Annotated in this window: 18 protein-coding genes; 10 read left to right on the top strand and 8 right to left on the bottom strand. The window is 47.3% G+C overall.

What is annotated here, in order from left to right; genetic code table 11:
- Positions 1-133: 133 nt before the first annotated feature.
- The 3 genes from AC1DYT_RS19300 to AC1DYT_RS19290 all read left to right on the top strand — a co-directional run bounded on the left by AC1DYT_RS19300 (position 134) and on the right by AC1DYT_RS19290 (position 2591).
- Positions 134-826, top strand: coding sequence for a porin family protein (locus tag AC1DYT_RS19300; protein ID WP_477471161.1), 693 nt, complete (start codon positions 134-136; stop codon positions 824-826).
- Positions 827-914: 88 nt separating this feature from the next.
- A complete protein-coding gene (locus AC1DYT_RS19295; RefSeq protein WP_477471160.1) occupies positions 915-1775 on the top strand; it encodes a hypothetical protein in 861 nt (286 codons plus the stop codon).
- A 3-nt stretch (positions 1776-1778) separates the two neighbouring features.
- Positions 1779-2591: a class I SAM-dependent methyltransferase gene (locus tag AC1DYT_RS19290; protein WP_477471159.1), complete on the top strand. Its 813-nt coding sequence runs from the start codon at positions 1779-1781 to the stop codon at positions 2589-2591.
- A 2-nt stretch (positions 2592-2593) separates the two neighbouring features.
- Here the strand turns inward: AC1DYT_RS19290 and AC1DYT_RS19285 are convergent, their stop codons facing one another.
- Positions 2594-4429, bottom strand: a complete 1836-nt coding sequence (locus tag AC1DYT_RS19285; RefSeq protein WP_477471158.1) for an ABC transporter ATP-binding protein — start codon at positions 4427-4429, stop codon at positions 2594-2596.
- 245 nt (positions 4430-4674) lie between these two features.
- A complete protein-coding gene (locus AC1DYT_RS19280; RefSeq protein WP_477471157.1) occupies positions 4675-5814 on the bottom strand; it encodes a glycosyltransferase family 9 protein in 1140 nt (379 codons plus the stop codon).
- A 176-nt stretch (positions 5815-5990) separates the two neighbouring features.
- Here AC1DYT_RS19280 and AC1DYT_RS19275 point away from each other — a divergent pair, with 176 nt between their 5' ends.
- A complete protein-coding gene (locus tag AC1DYT_RS19275; RefSeq protein ID WP_477471156.1) occupies positions 5991-6686 on the top strand; it encodes a glycosyltransferase family 2 protein in 696 nt (231 codons plus the stop codon).
- On the opposite strand, the gene AC1DYT_RS19270 is transcribed toward AC1DYT_RS19275, so the two are convergent.
- Positions 6655-7674, bottom strand: coding sequence for a phosphotransferase (locus AC1DYT_RS19270; protein WP_477471155.1), 1020 nt, complete (start codon positions 7672-7674; stop codon positions 6655-6657). The genes AC1DYT_RS19275 and AC1DYT_RS19270 overlap by 32 nt on opposite strands.
- Before the next feature lie 393 nt (positions 7675-8067).
- Entirely contained in the window at positions 8068-8397 is a 330-nt protein-coding gene (locus AC1DYT_RS19265) for a DUF2185 domain-containing protein (protein WP_477471154.1), read from the bottom strand.
- Positions 8398-8484: 87 nt separating this feature from the next.
- Here AC1DYT_RS19265 and AC1DYT_RS19260 point away from each other — a divergent pair, with 87 nt between their 5' ends.
- The 4 genes from AC1DYT_RS19260 (at position 8485) to infB (ending at position 13815) form a co-directional block, all read left to right on the top strand.
- Complete coding sequence (locus AC1DYT_RS19260) at positions 8485-8901, top strand: hypothetical protein (protein ID WP_477471153.1); 417 nt, start codon at positions 8485-8487, stop codon at positions 8899-8901.
- Between the two features lie 115 nt (positions 8902-9016).
- A complete protein-coding gene (gene rimP, locus AC1DYT_RS19255; RefSeq protein ID WP_477471152.1) occupies positions 9017-9481 on the top strand; it encodes a ribosome assembly cofactor RimP in 465 nt (154 codons plus the stop codon).
- 4 nt (positions 9482-9485) lie between these two features.
- Positions 9486-10721, top strand: coding sequence for a transcription termination factor NusA (nusA, locus tag AC1DYT_RS19250; protein ID WP_133235950.1), 1236 nt, complete (start codon positions 9486-9488; stop codon positions 10719-10721).
- A 61-nt stretch (positions 10722-10782) separates the two neighbouring features.
- Positions 10783-13815 carry a translation initiation factor IF-2 gene (gene infB / locus AC1DYT_RS19245; protein WP_477471151.1) on the top strand — a complete coding sequence of 1011 codons (3033 nt, stop codon included), beginning with the start codon at positions 10783-10785 and terminating at the stop codon, positions 13813-13815.
- A gap of 445 nt (positions 13816-14260) precedes the next feature.
- Here infB and AC1DYT_RS19240 read toward each other — a convergent pair whose 3' ends face one another.
- From AC1DYT_RS19240 to metK, 4 genes are all read right to left on the bottom strand, one after another.
- Entirely contained in the window at positions 14261-14992 is a 732-nt protein-coding gene (locus AC1DYT_RS19240) for a lysophospholipid acyltransferase family protein (protein WP_477471150.1), read from the bottom strand.
- Positions 14993-15039: 47 nt separating this feature from the next.
- Entirely contained in the window at positions 15040-15600 is a 561-nt protein-coding gene (locus tag AC1DYT_RS19235) for an NUDIX domain-containing protein (RefSeq protein ID WP_477471149.1), read from the bottom strand.
- A 62-nt stretch (positions 15601-15662) separates the two neighbouring features.
- Positions 15663-16598 carry an EamA family transporter gene (locus AC1DYT_RS19230; RefSeq protein WP_477471148.1) on the bottom strand — a complete coding sequence of 312 codons (936 nt, stop codon included), beginning with the start codon at positions 16596-16598 and terminating at the stop codon, positions 15663-15665.
- A 114-nt stretch (positions 16599-16712) separates the two neighbouring features.
- Entirely contained in the window at positions 16713-17963 is a 1251-nt protein-coding gene (gene metK / locus AC1DYT_RS19225) for a methionine adenosyltransferase (RefSeq protein WP_477471147.1), read from the bottom strand.
- Positions 17964-18175: 212 nt separating this feature from the next.
- Between metK and AC1DYT_RS19220 the strand changes: the two genes are divergently transcribed.
- Both AC1DYT_RS19220 and AC1DYT_RS19215 read left to right on the top strand, forming a co-directional pair.
- The gene (locus AC1DYT_RS19220; RefSeq protein ID WP_477471146.1) at positions 18176-19066 is read left to right on the top strand and encodes a diacylglycerol/lipid kinase family protein; all 891 of its coding nucleotides are present in this window, start codon (positions 18176-18178) and stop codon (positions 19064-19066) included.
- 4 nt (positions 19067-19070) lie between these two features.
- The gene (locus tag AC1DYT_RS19215) at positions 19071-19406 is read left to right on the top strand and encodes a translation initiation factor (RefSeq protein WP_477471145.1); all 336 of its coding nucleotides are present in this window, start codon (positions 19071-19073) and stop codon (positions 19404-19406) included.
- Positions 19407-19508 lie beyond the last annotated feature (102 nt).

Genomic DNA, 19508 nt, shown 5'->3' with positions numbered 1-19508 from the left:
GTTATTTTCTCGCAACACAAAATAAACCTTGACGAAAAAAATCGCTCTATGGAATATAAAAAATCAACAATACATGCCGGAGCCGGGGGGATAAATGCCTTCGGCCCCATGGCATTCAAAGCAATTTAAAACTATGAAAAAATTACTCTTTTTAGCTATCGGCCTGCTTACCATAGCAGCCTCGGCCGATGCGCAGGATGGCCCCCGCCGTTACCCGCGCCGCGTAGTAAGGCATTTGCCCAGGCAACAACAGCCGCAACGCTACCGTCAGCAAGATGATTGGTACAAACCTAAAGTAGGCATCGCAGGCGGCCTCAACATCAGCAACACGGTTGATGCTTACAATGCCGATTTCAGCACCAGCAGCGTAGCAGGCGCGCATGTGGGCCTTACCTTCGAGGTGCCAATTGCTTACCCGCTTTCTTTTGCTCCGGAGTTTTTGTTCTCGCAAAAAGGCTACAAAGCCGAAACGCCCGATGGCACTTTCCGCCAGCGCACCAATTTTATCGATATCCCGCTGCTGGCCAAATTGCGCGTAACGCGTGGCTTTAACATCGTAGTTGGTCCGCAGTTGACGTTCCAAACCTCAACCCGTAATACTTACGATGACGGCTTCAGCACCATCTACCGCGATAATTACGATGGCCTGCGCGATAAAAGCTACCTATCGGGCCTTATCGGCGTGGGTTTCGACCTTAACCGAAATGCCGAACTCCGTTTTCGCTACGCCCTTGATTTTAACCAGAACCGTGGCGACAATAACTCGGCCATTCCCGATTACCGTAACCAGGTTTTCCAGATTGGCTTAGGGTTCAAGTTCCAGTAAATCCAACTAGTTCTATTATATAAAATGGGCTACTCTTATCAGGGTAGCCTTTTTGTTGACCGACGTTTAACGTTTTATCGTAATTTTGATGGCGCATATGCCTCAAAACATCCACATATTCGAAACCCGGGCGGTAGATTTCCTCAAGCCATATATGGATAAGGCAACCTCGCTGGGCTTCAACGTAACCCTTAGCAATAATGTCCAACTGGAAGGCAACAAGCTTTTTAAAGAGTTTAAGGATGCCTATGTACACTACAGTACTAATCCGCCCGAGTTTGAGATAGCCTGTTTTGCCCGTTATTTTGCCATCGCTTCCATAGTTGATAACGACGAGCCTTTTTTGCTGACGGATACCGACATCTACATCACGCAGGCTTTCAGAGATGTGCAGGGTTACCAATTCAATGGGGCTTTCGTTGGCAGCGAGGGTTTCGACCAGAATGGCTCCGTGGGGCAAATATCGCCGCACTGTACTTTTTGGGATAGGGCACTGCTCATGAACTTTATACAGTTCACGCTCACGGTTTATAAAACCGAGCAAGAGACAAACTTCCTAAAGAATTATTACGATACACAATCGGCAAAATACCCCGGCTTCTGCATCTCTGATATGAATTTGATATACCTCTGGATACAGGCCAACAAAGTGCCTTATATCAATTCAAATTCCACAAAATTCCCATTGGGTATAGATCATAACCTCTCTACCCTTTTATGCGAGGACGATGAGTTTAAACACTTTGCGGGGCGCAAATATTTACAGATACAGGGCGATAAGATTACCTGCTACCTAAAATCGGGCACAACGCAGGATATGGCGCTGCTGCATTTCCAGGGCTCCTATAAACCTATACTGGCGCGTTTTTATATGGGCCGGTATGCCAAATTCATCTATTTTTCGTTAAGGAACAACTACCGGATGAACCGGAAAATATTTAGCAAATAGCCTATGCAAAGCAAAATTACCGGCGGCGACACCACTCTTTTATTCACGGCAAAAGTGCTTAACAAGCACGATGTGAAATACTACCGCTGCAACCAAACCGGCTTTGTACAAACCGAAGAACCACACTGGCTGCAAGAAGCGTACGCATCCACCATCACGAAGCTGGATGTGGGCCTGGTATCGCGTAATATCCATCTGGCCGATGCCTTCCGCAAGATCATAGGCTCGCATTTCGATAGCAAGGGCTTGTTTTTGGATTATGCCGGGGGATACGGCTTATTCACCCGCTTGATGCGCGATAAGGGCTACCAATTTTATAATACCGATAAGTTTTGCGATAACATTTTTGCGGAGTATTTCGATCTGAAAGGATTGCCTGCCGGCACCAAATTCGAAGCTGTGACTGCCTTTGAGGTGTTCGAGCACCTGCCCGATCCTATAGAAGGCATTAAGGAGATAATGAGTTATGCCGATACCCTGTTTTTTACCACCGAATTGCAGGATGAGGACCTAGATTTGCAAACCTGGCCTTACCTTTCTACAGAAACCGGCCAACACGTAGCTTTTTACAATATCGAATCGCTTGGCTACATAGCAGAGCAGCTTGGCTATAACTTTTACAGCGACGGTAAGTTCATCCACCTATTCAGTAAAAAGCCCTTTGGTATTAATCCGCTGGCCCAACTGCGCGACCCATTCCTGATACGCAAAGCCAAAAAGTTCGTTAAAAAAGCCGAAGAGAAACTATACGGCAAACGCGACAGCCTTACCCTGCCCGACTGGCAATACATTAAAGATAAACTGAACGGCAAATAGTTCTAATCGGCGTTAAAAGTTTGCATATCTATCAGCTTGCGGTACAGGCCGTTGTTTTGCAGCAATTCTGTATGCGTGCCCTCTTCTATCACTTTGCCGCTTTCTAAAACAATAATTTTATCGGCATTTTGAATGGTGCTTAAGCGGTGGGCTATGATGAGTGAGGTGCGGTTCTTCATGAGGTTGTTCAACGCATCCTGCACCAGTTTTTCCGATTCGGTATCCAGTGCCGAGGTGGCTTCATCCAACAGCATAATGGGCGGATTGTTGAGCACCGCGCGGGCTATGCAAATACGCTGACGCTGGCCGCCGGATAGCTTCGCGCCCCTATCGCCTACATTGGTTTGGTAACCGTGGTCGGTCTCCAGGATAAAGTTATGGGCGTTGGCTATGCGCGCGGCGGCTTCTACCTCCCCGGGCTGCACATCTTTTTTACCGAAGGCGATGTTGTTGTAAATGGTATCGTTAAACAACAGCGATTCCTGGTTCACCACGCCCATTAAGGCGCGCAGCGAATGGGCGGTAACGTTTTTGATGTCTTCGCCATCCACCGTAATGCGGCCTTCCTGCGGGTCCATAAAGCGGGGTATCAGATCCATCATGGTAGATTTACCGCCACCCGATGGGCCGACCAGCGCTACCGATTTCCCTTTGGGGATGCTAATGTTTACATCAGATAAAACTTGCCTTTCCTGGTAGGCGAACGTTACGTTCTCGAAACGGATAGCATCTTCAAAACCGGTTAGCGATGCTGCGTTTTTTGCATCAGTAACTTCGGGCTTTTCGTCTATCAGATCCAGCACGCGCTCGCCGGCCGCTATGCCGGAGTGGATGTTACTGAATGCATCTGTCAGCGCTTTTACGGGCCTTTGGAGTTGCGAAAACAGGGCGATATAAGTAATAAATTGGGCCGCTGTTAGTGCAGAATCGTGATGGAAGATCATATAGCCGCCGTAAAGCATGATGAAAGCCACCATGGTAATCGATAGGGATTCGGATACCGGCGAAGCCATCTGCTGGCGTTTGGCAATGGCCTTTGTTATTTTTGAATAACGTTTGTTCTCGTCGTCGAACCGTTCCTTTATAAAATCAGTTGCGTTGAATGCTTTTACGATTTTAATTCCCGACAAGGCCTCATCGAGATAACTGATCATGTTACTGTACGATTCCTGGCCGGCAATGGCTTGCGCCTTTAGCCGTTTTACTATCCGCGAGATGATAAAACCGGCGATTGGCAAAACCAGCAAGGATATTAAAGTAAGTTTAACAGATATGGCGAACAGGGCTACCAGGAAACCGATAAGCTGCAACGGCTCTTTAAACACCACCTGCAGGGTTGCCGTTACCGAAAATTGCACAACCTGCACATCCGACGATACCTTGGTAATGATGTTCCCTTTACGCTCGTTGTTAAAATAAGCCATGTGCAGGTTCATCACATTATTGAAAACAGCACGGCGCAAATTTAGTAAGGTGTACACGCGCAGATTTTCCATTATCCGCTGCGAAAAGTAACGGAACAGGTTCCCCAAAAATACCGACACTACAATTACTGCACATACGAATTTTAGGGCTGTCCAGCGGTCGTACGCGGTTAGGAAGTATTGCAGGTAATATTTAAACCAACCTGCAAGGTCTAATATCGATGGTTTTTTTAAAACTACAGCCGCGATATGTTTTACATCGGTGCTGGTATCAAAAAGGGTGTTGAGCAACGGCCCTAGTAAAACCAATACGCTGGTGCTAAAAACAACATAAAGTAAAGTACATATAAAGTAGGGTATAGCAAATTTACCGATAGGTTTAGCAAAAGAAAGCAGACGGAAGTATGTCTTCATCAAAAATATTATAGAGGCGCAAAGTTAGCAGTAATTAGCTAATTAGCCGTATGGTGCAATTTAAGGCCAGGGAAATCGCGTTTAACAGCGATTCGAGCGGAGACTTGTGCGATTCCCCTCTTGAGAGGGGTGGAGGGGTGTGTTAGCGTCTATCGCATAGTGGCGAACACACCCCTGCCACCACACAATCTAACCCGCCCCCTCTCAAGAGGGGAACCGAAAAGCTAAAGGCAATTTCCCGGATTTCAAGGCTGCAGCAAAGGCTCCACGGCCTGCCATGCCATATCAACGGTTACGTTGTTGATGCAAGGGAAACGCTCGTTCGGGGCGGTTTGGTATTTACATATCCAGTTGCAGTAGTAGCATTCCATTTTATGGTAGGCGCAGGCGGGGCCGCCGGGGATATCGGCCGGGTAAGGCACAAACCTGTCGAAATGCCCGCCGCCGGTAATGCAAACGGACGGCGTGCCGGTGGCCACGGCCATGTGTATGGCGCTGCTATCGTTGGCGATGATTAAGGTAGATGCGGAAATTTTTTCGATTAATAGAGGCAGCGTCGTAGTCCCGGTGATATCGATAACGTCGGTTGATGAGGCTTCCTGACAGATGTAGGTATTGGCTGTTGCTTCATCCGGCCCGCCGGCAATATAGATGGACTCATTGGTATGCAGGCGAATGCGTTGGATAAGTTCTGCGAATTTCTCCAACTCCCAGCCGCGTTTCTTTTCGCCCGCGCCGGGAAAGATGATGATGCCGCTGCGTGATTGTAGCTGTGCAGGCAGCACGGGCTTTGATAAACTTATCGGCTGCTCCAGCACCTGTTCGAAATAGAAATTATTGCGATGGAATTCGTGGTAAATTCCTGCCGGCAAAGCCAGTTTCGCGGTGTAAAATTTATCGGTCTTGATTTTATACTTCGCCGGCATGCCTTCAAAGTCACTCTCGAAGCCGATGATTTGCCTGGCGGCAGTAAGCCCCGCCAGTCCATCGGGTATAAAGGTGCGCGTGCTGGATGGATTAAGCACCACCGCATAGTTGCGCCTGAACAAAGCCCAACCCAACTTGAGCAGGGCACTGGGCTGGTAAGCTATGTTATTGGGACTGATGAAATAAGTATTGGCCAAATATTGCCTATCGTAAGCCATTGCCAGGCTTTCCCAGGCCTTGTTGCCCAGCAAGTCTATCTCGTAGTCCTTATACTTTGGTGAACATTTCACCTCGGCTATGAAATTGCGGAACAGGATATAATCGCCGATGGCATCGGCTTTTACGATGAGCAGCCGCTTGCCGGGTGCAGACCTCAACATCCCCAAAAAACGGAAAAGGTAGGGCAGCTTTAATAAGATAAAACGGCTAAGCCTGAATAAGTTCCTGTTTTGGGCCATTAATAGGTATAAAATTAACTACAGATTTTTATCTCGCAAAGGCGCGAAGGCGCAAAGCAGAAAGCCAGAAATTTTTGCGGCTTAGCGCCTTCGCGTGAAATCATTTTTCTTTCTTTAATAGTTTTAATATTTACTTTGCGCAATGGAGGCAAATATAACAGGATTATAACAAGCCATTGAATCATAAACTCAGCATCATCGTAGTTACCTATAATGCCGCAGCCACCCTGCAGGCTTGCCTGGATAGCATCTACGGGCAAAGCTACCCCAATATTGAGTTGGTTATCATCGATGGCAACAGTACCGACGGCACGCAGGAAATCTTAAAAGCCAACTCCACCCGCATCACCTTTTGGCAAAGCGAACCCGATAAAGGTATCTATGATGCCATGAACAAAGCCTTGCAACACATCACCGGGCAGTGGGTATATTTTTTGGGTTCGGATGATGCGTTGCTGCCCGCTTTCTCCGATTTTGCCGCTGAACTGAATGATTCTAACACTGTTTATTACGCCAACGTAATGCACAAAGGCGTAAAACGTGCGGGCCGGGTAAGTGCCTATCATATGGCCAAGGTGGGTATCTACCATCAATCTATCATCTATCCCGCATCGGTTTTCAAATCGGCCGGGTACGACACCCGTTACCGGGTTTTTGCCGACTGGGTCTTCAATATGCAATGCTTCGGCAAGGGTTATACTTTTGAATACCGCGATTATATCATAGCTAACTACAGCCACGAAGGCTTATCGTCCCATGCTATCGATGCCGCATTCGAGCGGGATAAATCAGGCCTCATCCTAAAAAACTTCGGTTTGAAAATATGGCTTCGGTACCGGTTCAGGTTGTTGAAGGAGAGGCTGCGGAAATGACGGCGCTTTGCTGCACTACTGTCTTCAAAGCTTCCTTAAAACGTGCCGATGCAAAATTGCGCTTTAATTGTTCCAGATGCGCCCAAGCATATTGCAGCCGTTCGTTGGTATCGTTTAAGTCTACGCCGCCGATCCACATACGGTTGTTGAATTCCCTGAAATCCGGGCGTTCGTCATCCGGATTAATAGTTGTGCCGGTTTCATGTACAAGCCTCATAAAAAACGTAAAATAAGAAGTATGCGCTAGCTGCCGCATCAGAAAGAAACGGGCATGCTGGTAGGGAGTGGGCTCCTGGCCGAAATATGCTTTAAGATATTCTCGTTCCTCCTCCACGCCCGCGATTACGAAATTAGCCACCATCGCCAGGTCGAAATACCGGTCGTTTAAAAAGATGGCTTCCCAGTCCACCAGCAGGGAGCGTTCCCCATCAAACAAAATGTTCTCGGGCTTGAGGTCGTTATGGCAGCTTACCCAATCGCTTGTGCCGCGGGGGTACACGTTGCGCAGCACGGTGTATTGGGCAAACAAATCCTCCGTCAAACCCTCAGGCAAAATCTTCGCATCGCGGAATTTTTGTACAAAGCCGTCTACTATATCCAGGTAATTGATACGGTAGGGCAGGGCGGGCATGGCATGTAGTCGGCTAAGCAGGGCAGGCACCATTACCCTTGCCTTATCGATAGGGAAGGGTTTCGCATCCACAAAATCGGTGATGGAGATACGATCGTCCGCATTGGCGTACCATACCTTAGGGGCAATGCCTATTTCGGCCGCAGCACGCGTGCAGGCATATTGGGCGGTCGGGTCGGCTATGGCATCGGTACGGGTGATGATTTTGAGCAGGTAGGGCGTTCCCCGTATCGTTATTTTGAATACCAGCGCAGTGGAGAGCCCGGCATTCAATGGCATAATATCTTCCAAATCACTCGTGCCGAATGTGGTTTTTAAGGCCTGGGCGAGGGCTGCTTTCTTTGTTTCAGGAATCATAAAATCAAGGTTTAATGGCGAGTTTATGACCAAATATATAAGCGGGTTTTTGCTTTTTTTCCGAAAAGAAACTATAAATTTTTAGGTAAAATATATTGAGGAGATGGGCGTTAACCCAATGGGTATGAGGGTGGAAAAGTTAAATGTCAATGTCCGCGACAAGAGTTAACTCACCCTCCCCACAGCTGTGGGGACTGCCTCGCCCTCTCTGCTTCGCAAAGAGGGTTACAAAAGAAGATTGAGCTCGCCCTCTTTCCGCTTGCGGAGAGAGGGCCGAACAGCGATAGCGCATTCGGGGTGAGTCGAATAGCCACGCGGCAATTTTGTAAATTATTGGTTCGAAAGAACTCGACGCGTTAAAACGAGTATTGAAGAAGGATGCGAAGAAATAAATTAGCCGGGTATCATTTCAAATTTATCAGTTCCGGTTATGCGTTTCAACTCAACGCCAATAGGAAGGCTTAAATATGGGATTATAGCTTTATCATAATTGGCTATTGTATTTACATCGTAAACGGCGATGTTATTCGTGTCGTTTATATAATCATCGCTTTCTGTCCTAGAAAAAAACTGCCAGCCGCTATCCAATTCGTTGCTCGGTTGTTCACGATACATCCACATTATAGGCATTCCGTCAACTGTAATTGTATCGGGTGCTATACAGCCGCCCATCGGAGGTATAAGCCTTAAAATATCGTCTGGCTTAAGCTTAAAATCCTTCATTTGGTTTAGATTATTGTTTATAAACTACAAGGCTTGATTGATCTGTTGAATTTCTGTTTAATTTTGCATACCGCCAAATAACCAACCATGAACAGGCTATTTTTCCTCCTCCTTTTCCTCTTCTCCTGCAGCCCAAAACCGCAGCGCAATACCATTAGCATATCCCTCACGCCCAACAAACAATCCCTGCAATTCAAGGGCTTCGACCCGGCCGTAGCGGGCGAGATAAGCCGCGATACTATAGGCAACGGCTGGCAAGCGGTGGTGCCGGTTTACCGCATGCCTGTCGATTCGGATCTGTTGAGCTTTCAGCCTATACAGCCCGGCAAATACCAACTGGCCGATAGTGTGGTGGTTTTTACGCCCGATACGCCCTTCGTAAAAGGGCAAACGTATTTCGTGCGGTGGTTCCATTTCGATGAAGGGAAAAAGGCGACGGATTACCTCCGCGGGCAGCTCAGGCCTGGGGTACCTCAATTTACCGATTTGATTTTTAAGCAATAAGCATTTGGAATAGAAAATAATTCGTACATTTGTGTCCGAATTAAAAAAGAGGGGGCTTTAGTCCCCTCTTTTATTTTATCAATCAAATTATCATTTCAGATAAGCCGAACCGATAATGAATATTGAAAAGAGAGTAACAGAGCTGGTTGAAGAGAAAATTGCCGATATGCCGCACTTGTTTTTGGTGGAGGCAAAGATGCATTCTAACGGCAAGCTGATTGTGTTGGTAGATGGGGATAATGGCATAGGCATTGCCGATTGTGCAGCCATAAGCAGGCACGTGGGTTTCCACCTGGAAGAGGAGAACGTGATTGAACAGGCCTACAATTTAGAGGTATCCTCGCCGGGTATCGATACCCCGCTTACCTTGCCAAGGCAGTTTACCAAAAACATTGGCCGCACGCTGGGCATAAAAATGGACGATGGCGCAAAGCGCGAAGGCAAATTGCTGAGCATAGGCGAAGGCAGCATTGTAATAGAAGAAACAATAAAAGAAAAAGGGAAAAAGGCTGTGACTGTTGAAAGCACCATCCCTACAGATAACATAACAGAAACAAAGGTTTTAATATCATTCAAGTAAGAAAATGAGCAATATTAATTTAATTGATTCTTTTCAGGAATTTAAAGATTTCAAGAACATCGATCGCCCAACCATGATGAGCGTACTGGAAGACGTTTTCAGAAGCATGATCAGGAAAAAATACGGCACCGACGAAAACTGCGACGTAATTGTAAACACTGATAACGGTGACTTAGAGATCTGGCGCACGCGTGTTGTTGTTGAAGATGGTTTTAGCGAAGACGACGACCTGGAGGTTGAATTGCTGGAAGCTAAAGCATTTGATGCGGATTTGGAAGTTGGTGATGAGCAGATTGAGCAGATTACCTTAGAAAGCTTTGGCCGCCGCGCTATTTTGGCCGCACGCCAAACGTTGGTATCTAAGATTTTAGAATTAGAGAAAGACGAGATCTTCAAGAAATATAAAGACCGCGTAGGCGAAATAGTAACCGGCGAGGTTTACCAGGTTTGGAAAAAAGAAACTTTGGTTTTGGATGATGAAGGCAACGAGCTTTTATTGCCGAAGACCGAGCAGATACCTGCCGATTACTTCAAAAAAGGCGATAGCGTACGTGCTATCATCAGCAAGGTTGATATGTTGAACAGCAACCCTAAGATCATTATCTCGCGTACCGCGCCTGAGTTTTTACAGCGTTTGTTCGAGATGGAAGTGCCGGAGATATTCGACGGTTTGATCACTATTAAGAAAATAGTGCGCGAACCGGGCGAGCGTGCTAAAGTTGCCGTAGAAAGTTACGATGATCGTATCGATCCGGTAGGTGCCTGCGTAGGTATGAAAGGATCACGTATCCACGGTATCGTACGCGAACTGAAGAACGAGAACATCGACGTTATAAACTATACCAATAACCTGCAGCTTTATATACAGCGTGCTTTATCGCCCGCCAAAATCACCTCTATTAAATTAGATGATGAGAAGAAGACAGCAGCAGTGTACTTAAAGCCCGATCAGGTATCGCTTGCGATTGGTCGTGGTGGCCATAACATTAAACTGGCAGGTAAATTGACAGGTTACGAAATTGATGTTTACCGCGAGGCCGACGAGCACGACGAGGACGTGGATATCGAAGAATTCTCGGATGAAATTGATAGCTGGATACTTGACGAATTTAAGCGTATTGGCTTAGATACGGCAAAATCGGTACTGGCGCTTTCTGTTGGCGAATTGGTAAAACGTACCGATTTGGAAGAAGAAACCGTAAAAGATGTGTTATCAATTCTGCAGGCAGAGTTTGAATAAACAGAATAAGCAAAATTAAAATCGTATTTTTGCGATAATTAGAGCAGAGAAATAATAATAAATGTCAGAAGACAAATCAATAAAATTAATAAAGGCAGTAAAAGAACTGAACATCGGTATGGGTACCCTTGTCGATTTCTTAGCTACTAAAGGCTACAAGGTGGATAAACACCCCATGGCCAAGCTGGATAACGACATGTACACGACCTTGTTAAAGGAATTTGCTGTCGACAAAATTATTAAGGAAGAGGCCAAGCAGATCAGCATAGGCAAAATCAGGAAAGAAGAGCCAACTGCGGCTCCCGAAAAACCTGTAGAAAGCCGCCGTTCGAGAGATTTCGAGAACGAGGAGATACTGATCAAAAACAACGGGCATTTTTCTTCGCCGCAGGCCGAGAAGCCAAAGCCTGCCGAACCGGCACAATCGAAGGCTGAAGACCGTAGCACCGCAGGCTTGCCTGGGGTTACTGTTGTAGGCAAAATTGACCTGAACAACCTGGGTGCCAAACCAGTTGCCGAAGCGCCAAAAGCGCCAGAGCCGCCAAAAGCACCTGAACCTGTTGTTGAGGCTCCAAAAGCGCCCGCTCCTGTTGCAGAGGCACCAAAACCGGTAGTTGAGGCTCCAAAAGCACCTGAACCTGTTGCAGAGGCACCAAAGCCGGTAGTTGAAGCGCCAAAACCGGTTGTTGAGGCTCCAAAACCTGTAATAGAGGCTCCAAAAGCACCTGCTCCTGTTGCAGAAGTAGAAGTACCTGCGCCTGTAGCAGCCGTTGCTCCTGCGCCGGCACCTGTGGTTGCAGAGCCAGAAGCAGCAGCAGCAGAAGAAGGCGATGATGTTATCCGCGCAAGCGCCGAGCGCCTTAGCGGTCCGAAAATTATAGGCAAGATTACTTTGCCGGTAAACAACGCGCCTAAGCGTGGCGGGCCGGTGGCTTCGTCATCAAACGCGGCAGGCAACGCAGCAGATCATAAACGTAAACGCAAGCGTAAAGATGCGCAAGGCGGTGGCGGCAACAACACCGGGCAGCAGGCACCGCCAAGCGGCCCTATAAATCCTAACCGCCCCGATTTCCGTAACCGCCCAACAGCTCCTCCGGGAGGCGGGCAAGGCAACCGCCCCGATTTTAGGGGTGGGGGCAACCGCAATGCGCCACCAAGCACAGGGCCTAAGGAAGAACCAACAGAAAAAGATATACAAGACCAGATTAAAGCCACCCTTGCACGTTTAAGCGGGGCAGGTAAATCGGGTAAATTCGCACAGCGTGCCAAATTCCGCCGCCAAAAACGCGATGATGTTGCTGCAACCGCCGAAGAACTGGCAATGGAGCAGGATGCTCAATCTAAAGTATTGAAAGTTACCGAGTTTGTTACGGCAAACGAGTTGGCTATCATGATGGATGTATCTGTTACGCAAATTATCTCTACTTGTATGAGTTTGGGGATGTTCGTATCCATCAACCAGCGTTTGGATGCCGAAACTTTAAGCATAGTTGCCGATGAGTTTGGTTTCCAGGTAGAGTTTGTAAAACCGCAGGACGAAGAAGCGAACTTAGATACGCCGGACGAGCCGGATCAGCTTTTGCCGCGTGCACCAATCGTGACCATTATGGGCCACGTTGACCACGGTAAAACATCATTGCTCGATTTTATACGCAAAACCAACGTAATAGGCGGCGAAGCAGGGGGCATAACCCAGCACATTGGCGCTTACGAAGTAACGTTACCGGATGATAAGAAAATCACCTTCCTGGATACACCGGGCCACGAGGCGTTTACCGCCATGCGTGCAAGGGGTGCACAGGTAACGGATATCGTTATCATTGTGATAGCTGCAGACGATAGCGTGATGCCGCAAACCCGCGAGGCCATAAACCACGCACAGGCTGCAGGCGCACCAATCATCTTCGCGTTCAATAAGATTGACAGGCCAGGCGCCAACTCGGATAAGATCCGTGAGCAGCTATCGGCTATGAATATTCTGGTAGAAGAATGGGGCGGCAAATACCAAACCCAGGAAATATCTGCCAAAACAGGCTTAAATATCGAGCTGTTGCTTGAGAAAGTGTTGCTTGAAGCAGAATTGCTTGAGCTTACCGCCAACCCTAATAAACGTGCCGTGGGTACGGTAATCGAGTCGGCCCTGGATAAAGGCCGTGGTATCGTTACTACCGTATTGGTACAGGCCGGCCGCTTAAAAGTGGGCGACCCGATACTGGCCGGTTGCTACAGTGGGCGTGTAAAAGCGTTAACCAACGAACGTGGTCAGCGCGTAACTTCGGCAGGGCCTTCAACACCGGTACAGGTACTGGGTATGCAGGGTGCACCAACCGCAGGTGACAGGTTCAACTCGCTGGAAAGCGAAGTAGAAGCACGCGAAATAGCCAACAAGCGTTTGCAATTGCAACGCGAGCAGGGCTTACGTACCCAGAAACACATCACCCTTGATGAAATTGGCCGCCGTTTGGCAGTTGGTAACTTTAAGGAACTTAACATCATTGTTAAGGGCGACGTGGATGGTTCTATCGAGGCACTGTCAGATTCGTTACTGAAACTATCTACCGAGCAGATACAGGTGAACATCATCTCTAAAGCAGTTGGGCAGATATCAGAAAGCGACGTGTTGCTGGCTTCTGCATCAGATGCGATCATCATTGGTTTCCAGGTACGTCCTTCGGGAAGTGCGCGTAAACTGGCCGAAGCAGAGCAGATCGATATCCGCTTGTACTCCATCATCTACGATGCGATCAATGAGATAAAGGCAGCTATGGAAGGCATGCTTGCACCAACCTTCGAAGAGAAGATCGTTGCGAACGTGGAAATCCGTGACGTGTTCAAGATCAGCAAGGTGGGTACGATCGCAGGTTGTATGGTACTTGATGGTAAGATTACCCGTAACAGCAAGATCCGCATCATCCGCGATGGCGTGGTAGTGCACACCGGCGAACTGGCATCACTGAAACGTTTCAAAGACGATGTGAAAGAAGTTTTAACCGGCTACGAGTGCGGGTTGAACATCAACAACTACAACAACATCGAAGTTGGCGATATAGTAGAAGCATACGAAAACGTAGAAGTAAAGCGAAAGCTGGCTTAAGGGTTTTTGTTTAGATAATTGAAAGGGATGGCCAAAAGCTATCCCTTTTTTGGTTTGTAGTGCCCGGGTGTTTTGCCACGGCAAACAGAGCTGGAAATTCCTGGAAAATTATAGCTGAACCAAGTGCGATTTATTGGAAAAAGCTGGAAATATTTTTCGGTCCGAAAATGTGGTATTTTGTCAAAAAGGGCCATTACATGCAAACAAGGCTGTTTTTCGCCGTGCAAGAAAAATGCTACAAAACGCTAGAAAAACTCCGAAAAACACGGAAATACTCGGATTTTTTACGGTCTTTTGGTCAAAATGAGTCCTGTGGAGCAAAAATTAAGTCTTGTTCAAAGCGGTAAAAACAGGTGGGTAAGCTTTTCCAGTGCCGACCAATTCCACCGCATTTGTCCGGTATTTCTATAAAATAAAACTGGACAAAATCCGCGGGCCAAACCCACTAATCAACCACTGCTCTTATCCTGTCTTCGATTTGTTTTACCAGTTCGTCTACAGGTGTTTTGCCGGGTTCTATGGGTTCCAGCACCGTCCAGCTCATGGGGGTGAAGGTGTTTAGCGGGTACAGGCCGTAGCGGCGCATCTTCCACGAATCTTTGATGGCTACCGGTACCAGTAAGGCATCGGGACACTTCTTCAACAGCGCAGCCACACCTGCTGATTGAAAGGTTTTTACCTTGCCATCCTTAGAGCGCGTACCCTCAGGGAATATCATCGCGCTCCATTTATTCTCCTTCATCCGGATACCGAATTTTACCAGCTCGGTTATAGATTGCCGCGCGTCTTTCCTGTCGATATTGGCCCCACCGCCTACTTTGAGGTTGTAGGATATAGATGGTATGCCTTTGGTAAGCTCCACTTTGGATATGAACTTTGCGTGGTACTTCCGCAGGAAGTAAATCATCGGTGGTATGTCGAAATCGCTTTGGTGGTTGGCTATAAATATGATAGAGCGGCCAAGTGGCAAATTTTGCTTATTGGTGAATTTAACGGGGTTGAACAAAATGTAGTAGGTGCCCACCAGGAAGAAGTTGAGGATATCAACCGAACGCTTATGCGCCTTGTAGCCGCCCAGATTATAGCAAAGCCATTGTATGGGCTGAAAAATAATCAGCATCCCCATAAATGCAATAGTAGCAAGCGGGGACAAAAAATAGCCTAAAAACTTTTTCATTAACGCCGCAAAGGTATATTTTTTTGAGAAATTGGTAAACCTTTGGCTTATAATCTGTTCTCTAATTGCATCAGCTTTACTTTAAGTACGGCACCAACGGTTACCGAATCAGTTATTTCGCCGGCGTTTACCATGCGGTAAACCTCGTCAAAAGGCACTTTGTTCACTAATAGTTCCTCGGTGTCTTCAGGCTCGGCCTCGTGCTGCTCGAGCCCCCGGGCCATATAAATAATGCACAGTTCATCGCTTACCGAATTGGAGAGGTGCATCTGCAGTATCTCGGTCCACTCGCTGGCTTTAAGGCCTGTTTCTTCCAGCAGCTCGCGTTTGGCCGATTCTAATGGGTCGGTGCCCTCCGGGCCTCCGCCTTCGGGTATTTCCCAGCAATACTGGTTAAGCACAAAGCGGTATTGGCCAACCAGGTAAGTGTTCATATCTGCGTCCAAGGGGATAACGCCTATGGCTACATTTTTGAAATGCACCTTGCCGTAAATGCCCGGGTTGCCCGACGGGTTGAGCACCTTATACTCGGTAACGTTTATCCAGGGGTTATCATATACGTTTTGTTCGCCGGTTATGGTCCAGGGGTTTTCGGTAGGGTGTTGCATGGTGTCTGAATCAGAATTTAAGAATTTTCAGGATGCCTTTAAATCGCACCTAAAATAAGCAATTACACGGCCTTCCCTGCATTAGTCCGCTTCAAATATCCCGGCACATTCACCAATAATATGCCGGCTAATATGATAAACAAACTTAAAAGCTGGGCGGTGTTCACTTCCTCATGGATAAACAGCCAGCCCAAAAACACCGCTACCACCGGGTTTACATAAGTATGCGTGCTTATGATGGCCGGCGGCTTGATGCTAAGCAACCACACGAAAGATTGATAGGCAATAAGCGAACCCATTACGATAAGGAATATAAGGCCTGCCCAGGCTTCGCCCTTTACCGCGCCGAACGAAAAGCCAACCTGTTCGCTTTTGCAAAGGGCTACCACGGCTGCTGCAAGGCCGGCAGCCAATAACTGCACGCAGGCATTCATCACGGTAGAGCTTTTCCCCTCGCTGCCCTTTACGATGAGCGAGCCTATTATCCATAGCAACGCACCAAATAATATGGCCACGCTGGCAACAATAGCCATCGGCGAGGGGTGTATTTGAGCAACGCCCAGTTTCATAAACAAAAAGATGCCTATGAAGCCGATGATGAGCCCGCTAACGATAAATTTATTGGAGAAATACTCCTTCCAGCGTTTGCGGTCTATCACCAAAAGCATCAACGGCTCGGTTGCTACCAGTATAGCCGCCTGGCCCGAACTGATGTACTGCTCGGCCCATGCTATAACGCCGGTGCCCCCTACCAGCATCAATGTACCGGCCAGGGCATGGCGTAGCATCGCTTTCGTCTCGGGGAAGCTTTCTACTTTTATTTTGCACCAGGCAAGCAATAGCAAGCCGGCGGTAAGGTATCGCAAACTAATTAAAATAAAAGGCGGGAAACCCTGCAAGCCATATATCACCGCCAGGTAGGTGCTGCCCCATACCACGTATATGTTAAAGAAGGCGAATGCCACCAGCAATGGCGATATGGCTTTTTGCGTTTTCATGTCGGTGAATGCGTTGAGCTTATACTTGTTTGAGGGTATAAGCCAAATAAAAGGGTATAAAAAAAGCGGCTGAAAATTTCGGCCGCTTTTGTTGATTTTAATTTATTAGGGGAATTATAATCCAAATTCGGCTTTTACCTTATCCACGTAATCCAGCTTTTCCCAGGTAAACAGTTCCACTTCGCGCTCCAGCTTGCTGCCATCATGTGCGTTGAAGGTTTTGGTAACTATTTCGCTTGGTTTGCCAAAGTGGCCGTAAGCTGCAGTTTCGCTATAGATAGGGTTGCGCAGTTTAAAGCGTGTCTCAATAGCGTAAGGGGTCATGTTGAAAATCGACTCTACTTTTTTGGCTATCTCACCGTCGTTCAAACCAACCTTGGCAGTGCCGTAGGTGTTTACGTAAATACCCATTGGCTGGGCTACGCCAATGGCGTATGATACTTGTACCAAAACTTCGGTACAAACGCCGGCCGCAACCAGGTTTTTGGCAATGTGGCGGGTAGCGTAAGCTGCAGAACGGTCAACTTTAGATGGGTCTTTACCGCTGAATGCGCCACCGCCGTGCGCGCCTTTACCGCCGTAAGTATCAACGATAATTTTACGGCCGGTTAAGCCTGTATCGCCATGCGGGCCGCCGATAACGAATTTGCCGGTAGGGTTGATATGGTATTTGATATCGCTGTTAAAGAAGTGCGCGTATTTAGGGTATTTTGCTTTTACGCGGGGTATCAAAATGCTGATGATATCGTCGCTTATCTTTTTCAGCATGGCGGTTTCTTCGTCAAAATCGTCGTGCTGGGTAGATATTACGATGGCATCTATGCGTTGCGGGGTGTTATCGTCGGCGTATTCTAATGTAACCTGCGATTTTGCATCCGGGCGCAGGTATTTTATCTCAGTATTTTCGCGGCGGATAGCAGCAAGCTCAATCAATAAAGCATGTGCAATATCCAATGCCAGCGGCATATAATTATCGGTTTCGGCAGTTGCATAGCCAAACATCATGCCCTGGTCGCCTGCGCCTTGCTCTTCTGGTGCTTTACGCTCAACCCCCTGGTTAATATCTGGTGATTGCTCGTGTATGGCCGAAAGCACGCCGCAAGAGCTGCCATCGAACATGTACTCGCCTTTGGTGTAACCAATTTTGTTGATTACCTCGCGGGCAATCTTTTGAACGTCTAAATAAGCCTTAGATTTTACCTCGCCGGCCAAAATTACCTGTCCGGTGGTTACCAGGGTTTCGCAGGCAACTTTCGATTGTGGGTCGAACGCTAAGAAATTATCGATTAAAGCGTCGGATATCTGGTCGGCAACTTTGTCCGGGTGTCCTTCTGATACAGATTCTGAAGTGAATAAATATGGCATATTTTTATTTGAAATAAACGTTAAAGCCGAAAGTATGGATTTATTTGAAACTTGTAAAAAGAGAAGCAGGAATTAGCACTTTTTTACGTGGTTGCAACATGTGCAGGGCAGGCCCGCACCATCAAATCAGTCCACTTACGCGGGGCAAAAATAAAACAATTTTTCACAAAGCCGAAAATACATTTACTTTTGCCGCTTGTAAAGCTATATAGTTGAAAAGGAAAGCGTTATTTATTATAAACCCGGTATCGGGAGGGAAGAAGAAAGATGGGGTGCCGGAGCTTATAAAAAAGTACCTCGACCATTCACTATTTGAGTATAAAACCATATTTAGTACCGGCGTAAAGCATGCGCGCGATGTTGCACGCGAGCAGGCAAAATATTACGATATGATAGTTGCCGTAGGCGGCGATGGCACGGTTAACGAGGTGGCATCAGCAATAGCGGGCACTAACACGGTACTGGGCGTTATACCTTATGGCTCGGGCAATGGGCTATCGCGCTTTTTAAGCGTGCCTATGGATGCCGAGGGGGCCATAAAAGGCATCAACGCGGGCCGTATAATTAACATAGATGCAGGCAAGATGAACGACCGTTGGTTCTTCAATATGGCAGGGATGGGTTTCGATGCCCATATTAGCCAGGTATTTGCCAACGGAAGCACCAAACGAGGTTTTATCGGCTATCTTAAATCATCCATCCGCGAGATTTCGAGTTATAAAGCACAGCAATACCTTATTGATATAGATGGCGTGGAGTACCGGCGCGAAGCATTTATGCTGAGCATTGCCAATTCGTCGCAATACGGCAACAATGCGCATATATCGCCAACGGCCTCTGTGCAGGATGGTCTGCTTGATGTTTGCATCATCAAACCCTTCCCGTTATACCGTTTCCCCGAAATGGGCTTCAGGATGCTTTTCAAGGCAAGCGAAAGCTCTAAATATGTAGAGATTATCAAAGGGAAAAACATCAGCATTACCCGGTCGCAGCCCGGACCTATCCATTTAGATGGCGAGCCGAGGGAAGCCGGCGTAGATATAGCAATAAACGTAATGCCCGCCACGCTGCAAATTATTGTTGGCGATAACTATAAAGGCTGATAACATGGCAAAGAAAAACTATACCGGCATCATGTACTCTACAGATCCTGATTTCCAATATCAGGAGGAGGGTAGCCATGCCCAGGAAACCCTGCCGCCTCAGCAACAAAACCTCAAAATATTCCTGGATCGAATAAAAGGCAATAAGGTGGTAACCCGTGTAAACGGCTTTATAGGTATCGATGCCGATTTAGCGGCCATAGGCAAAAAACTGAAAACTAAATGCGGCGTTGGCGGTTCTACCAAAGATGGCGAAGTGCTACTGCAAGGCGATTTTAGGGACAAGGTGCTCACCTTATTACAGGCAGATGGCTATAAAGCCAAAAAAGCCGGCGGATAATCGTAAAAACTACACTAAACATTTACTTTGGAGGCACCCTGTGGGCAGCCATATGCATTCGATGCACGGTTTGTTTCAACTTGTACCAACTTGTACAGTCAT

It is taken from the genome of Mucilaginibacter sp. P1_D10 (assembly GCF_056406215.1).
Note: the sequence above shows the minus strand (reverse complement) of the source record. Positions and strands in the feature narration are given on the sequence as shown.

Bases quoted from the DNA above. Each gene is read 5' to 3' on its own strand.
- AC1DYT_RS19300 (WP_477471161.1), top strand. From the start codon at position 134: ATGAAAAAATTACTCTTTTTAGCTATCGGCCTGCTTACCATAGCAGCC.
- AC1DYT_RS19295 (WP_477471160.1), top strand. From the start codon at position 915: ATGGCGCATATGCCTCAAAACATCCACATATTCGAAACCCGGGCGGTA.
- AC1DYT_RS19290 (WP_477471159.1), top strand. From the start codon at position 1,779: ATGCAAAGCAAAATTACCGGCGGCGACACCACTCTTTTATTCACGGCA.
- AC1DYT_RS19285 (WP_477471158.1), bottom strand. From the start codon at position 4,429: ATGAAGACATACTTCCGTCTGCTTTCTTTTGCTAAACCTATCGGTAAA.
- AC1DYT_RS19280 (WP_477471157.1), bottom strand. From the start codon at position 5,814: ATGGCCCAAAACAGGAACTTATTCAGGCTTAGCCGTTTTATCTTATTA.
- AC1DYT_RS19270 (WP_477471155.1), bottom strand. From the start codon at position 7,674: ATGATTCCTGAAACAAAGAAAGCAGCCCTCGCCCAGGCCTTAAAAACC.
- AC1DYT_RS19265 (WP_477471154.1), bottom strand. From the start codon at position 8,397: ATGAAGGATTTTAAGCTTAAGCCAGACGATATTTTAAGGCTTATACCT.
- AC1DYT_RS19260 (WP_477471153.1), top strand. From the start codon at position 8,485: ATGAACAGGCTATTTTTCCTCCTCCTTTTCCTCTTCTCCTGCAGCCCA.
- rimP (WP_477471152.1), top strand. From the start codon at position 9,017: ATGAATATTGAAAAGAGAGTAACAGAGCTGGTTGAAGAGAAAATTGCC.
- nusA (WP_133235950.1), top strand. From the start codon at position 9,486: ATGAGCAATATTAATTTAATTGATTCTTTTCAGGAATTTAAAGATTTC.
- infB (WP_477471151.1), top strand. From the start codon at position 10,783: ATGTCAGAAGACAAATCAATAAAATTAATAAAGGCAGTAAAAGAACTG.
- AC1DYT_RS19240 (WP_477471150.1), bottom strand. From the start codon at position 14,992: ATGAAAAAGTTTTTAGGCTATTTTTTGTCCCCGCTTGCTACTATTGCA.
- AC1DYT_RS19235 (WP_477471149.1), bottom strand. From the start codon at position 15,600: ATGCAACACCCTACCGAAAACCCCTGGACCATAACCGGCGAACAAAAC.
- AC1DYT_RS19230 (WP_477471148.1), bottom strand. From the start codon at position 16,598: ATGAAAACGCAAAAAGCCATATCGCCATTGCTGGTGGCATTCGCCTTC.
- metK (WP_477471147.1), bottom strand. From the start codon at position 17,963: ATGCCATATTTATTCACTTCAGAATCTGTATCAGAAGGACACCCGGAC.
- AC1DYT_RS19215 (WP_477471145.1), top strand. From the start codon at position 19,071: ATGGCAAAGAAAAACTATACCGGCATCATGTACTCTACAGATCCTGAT.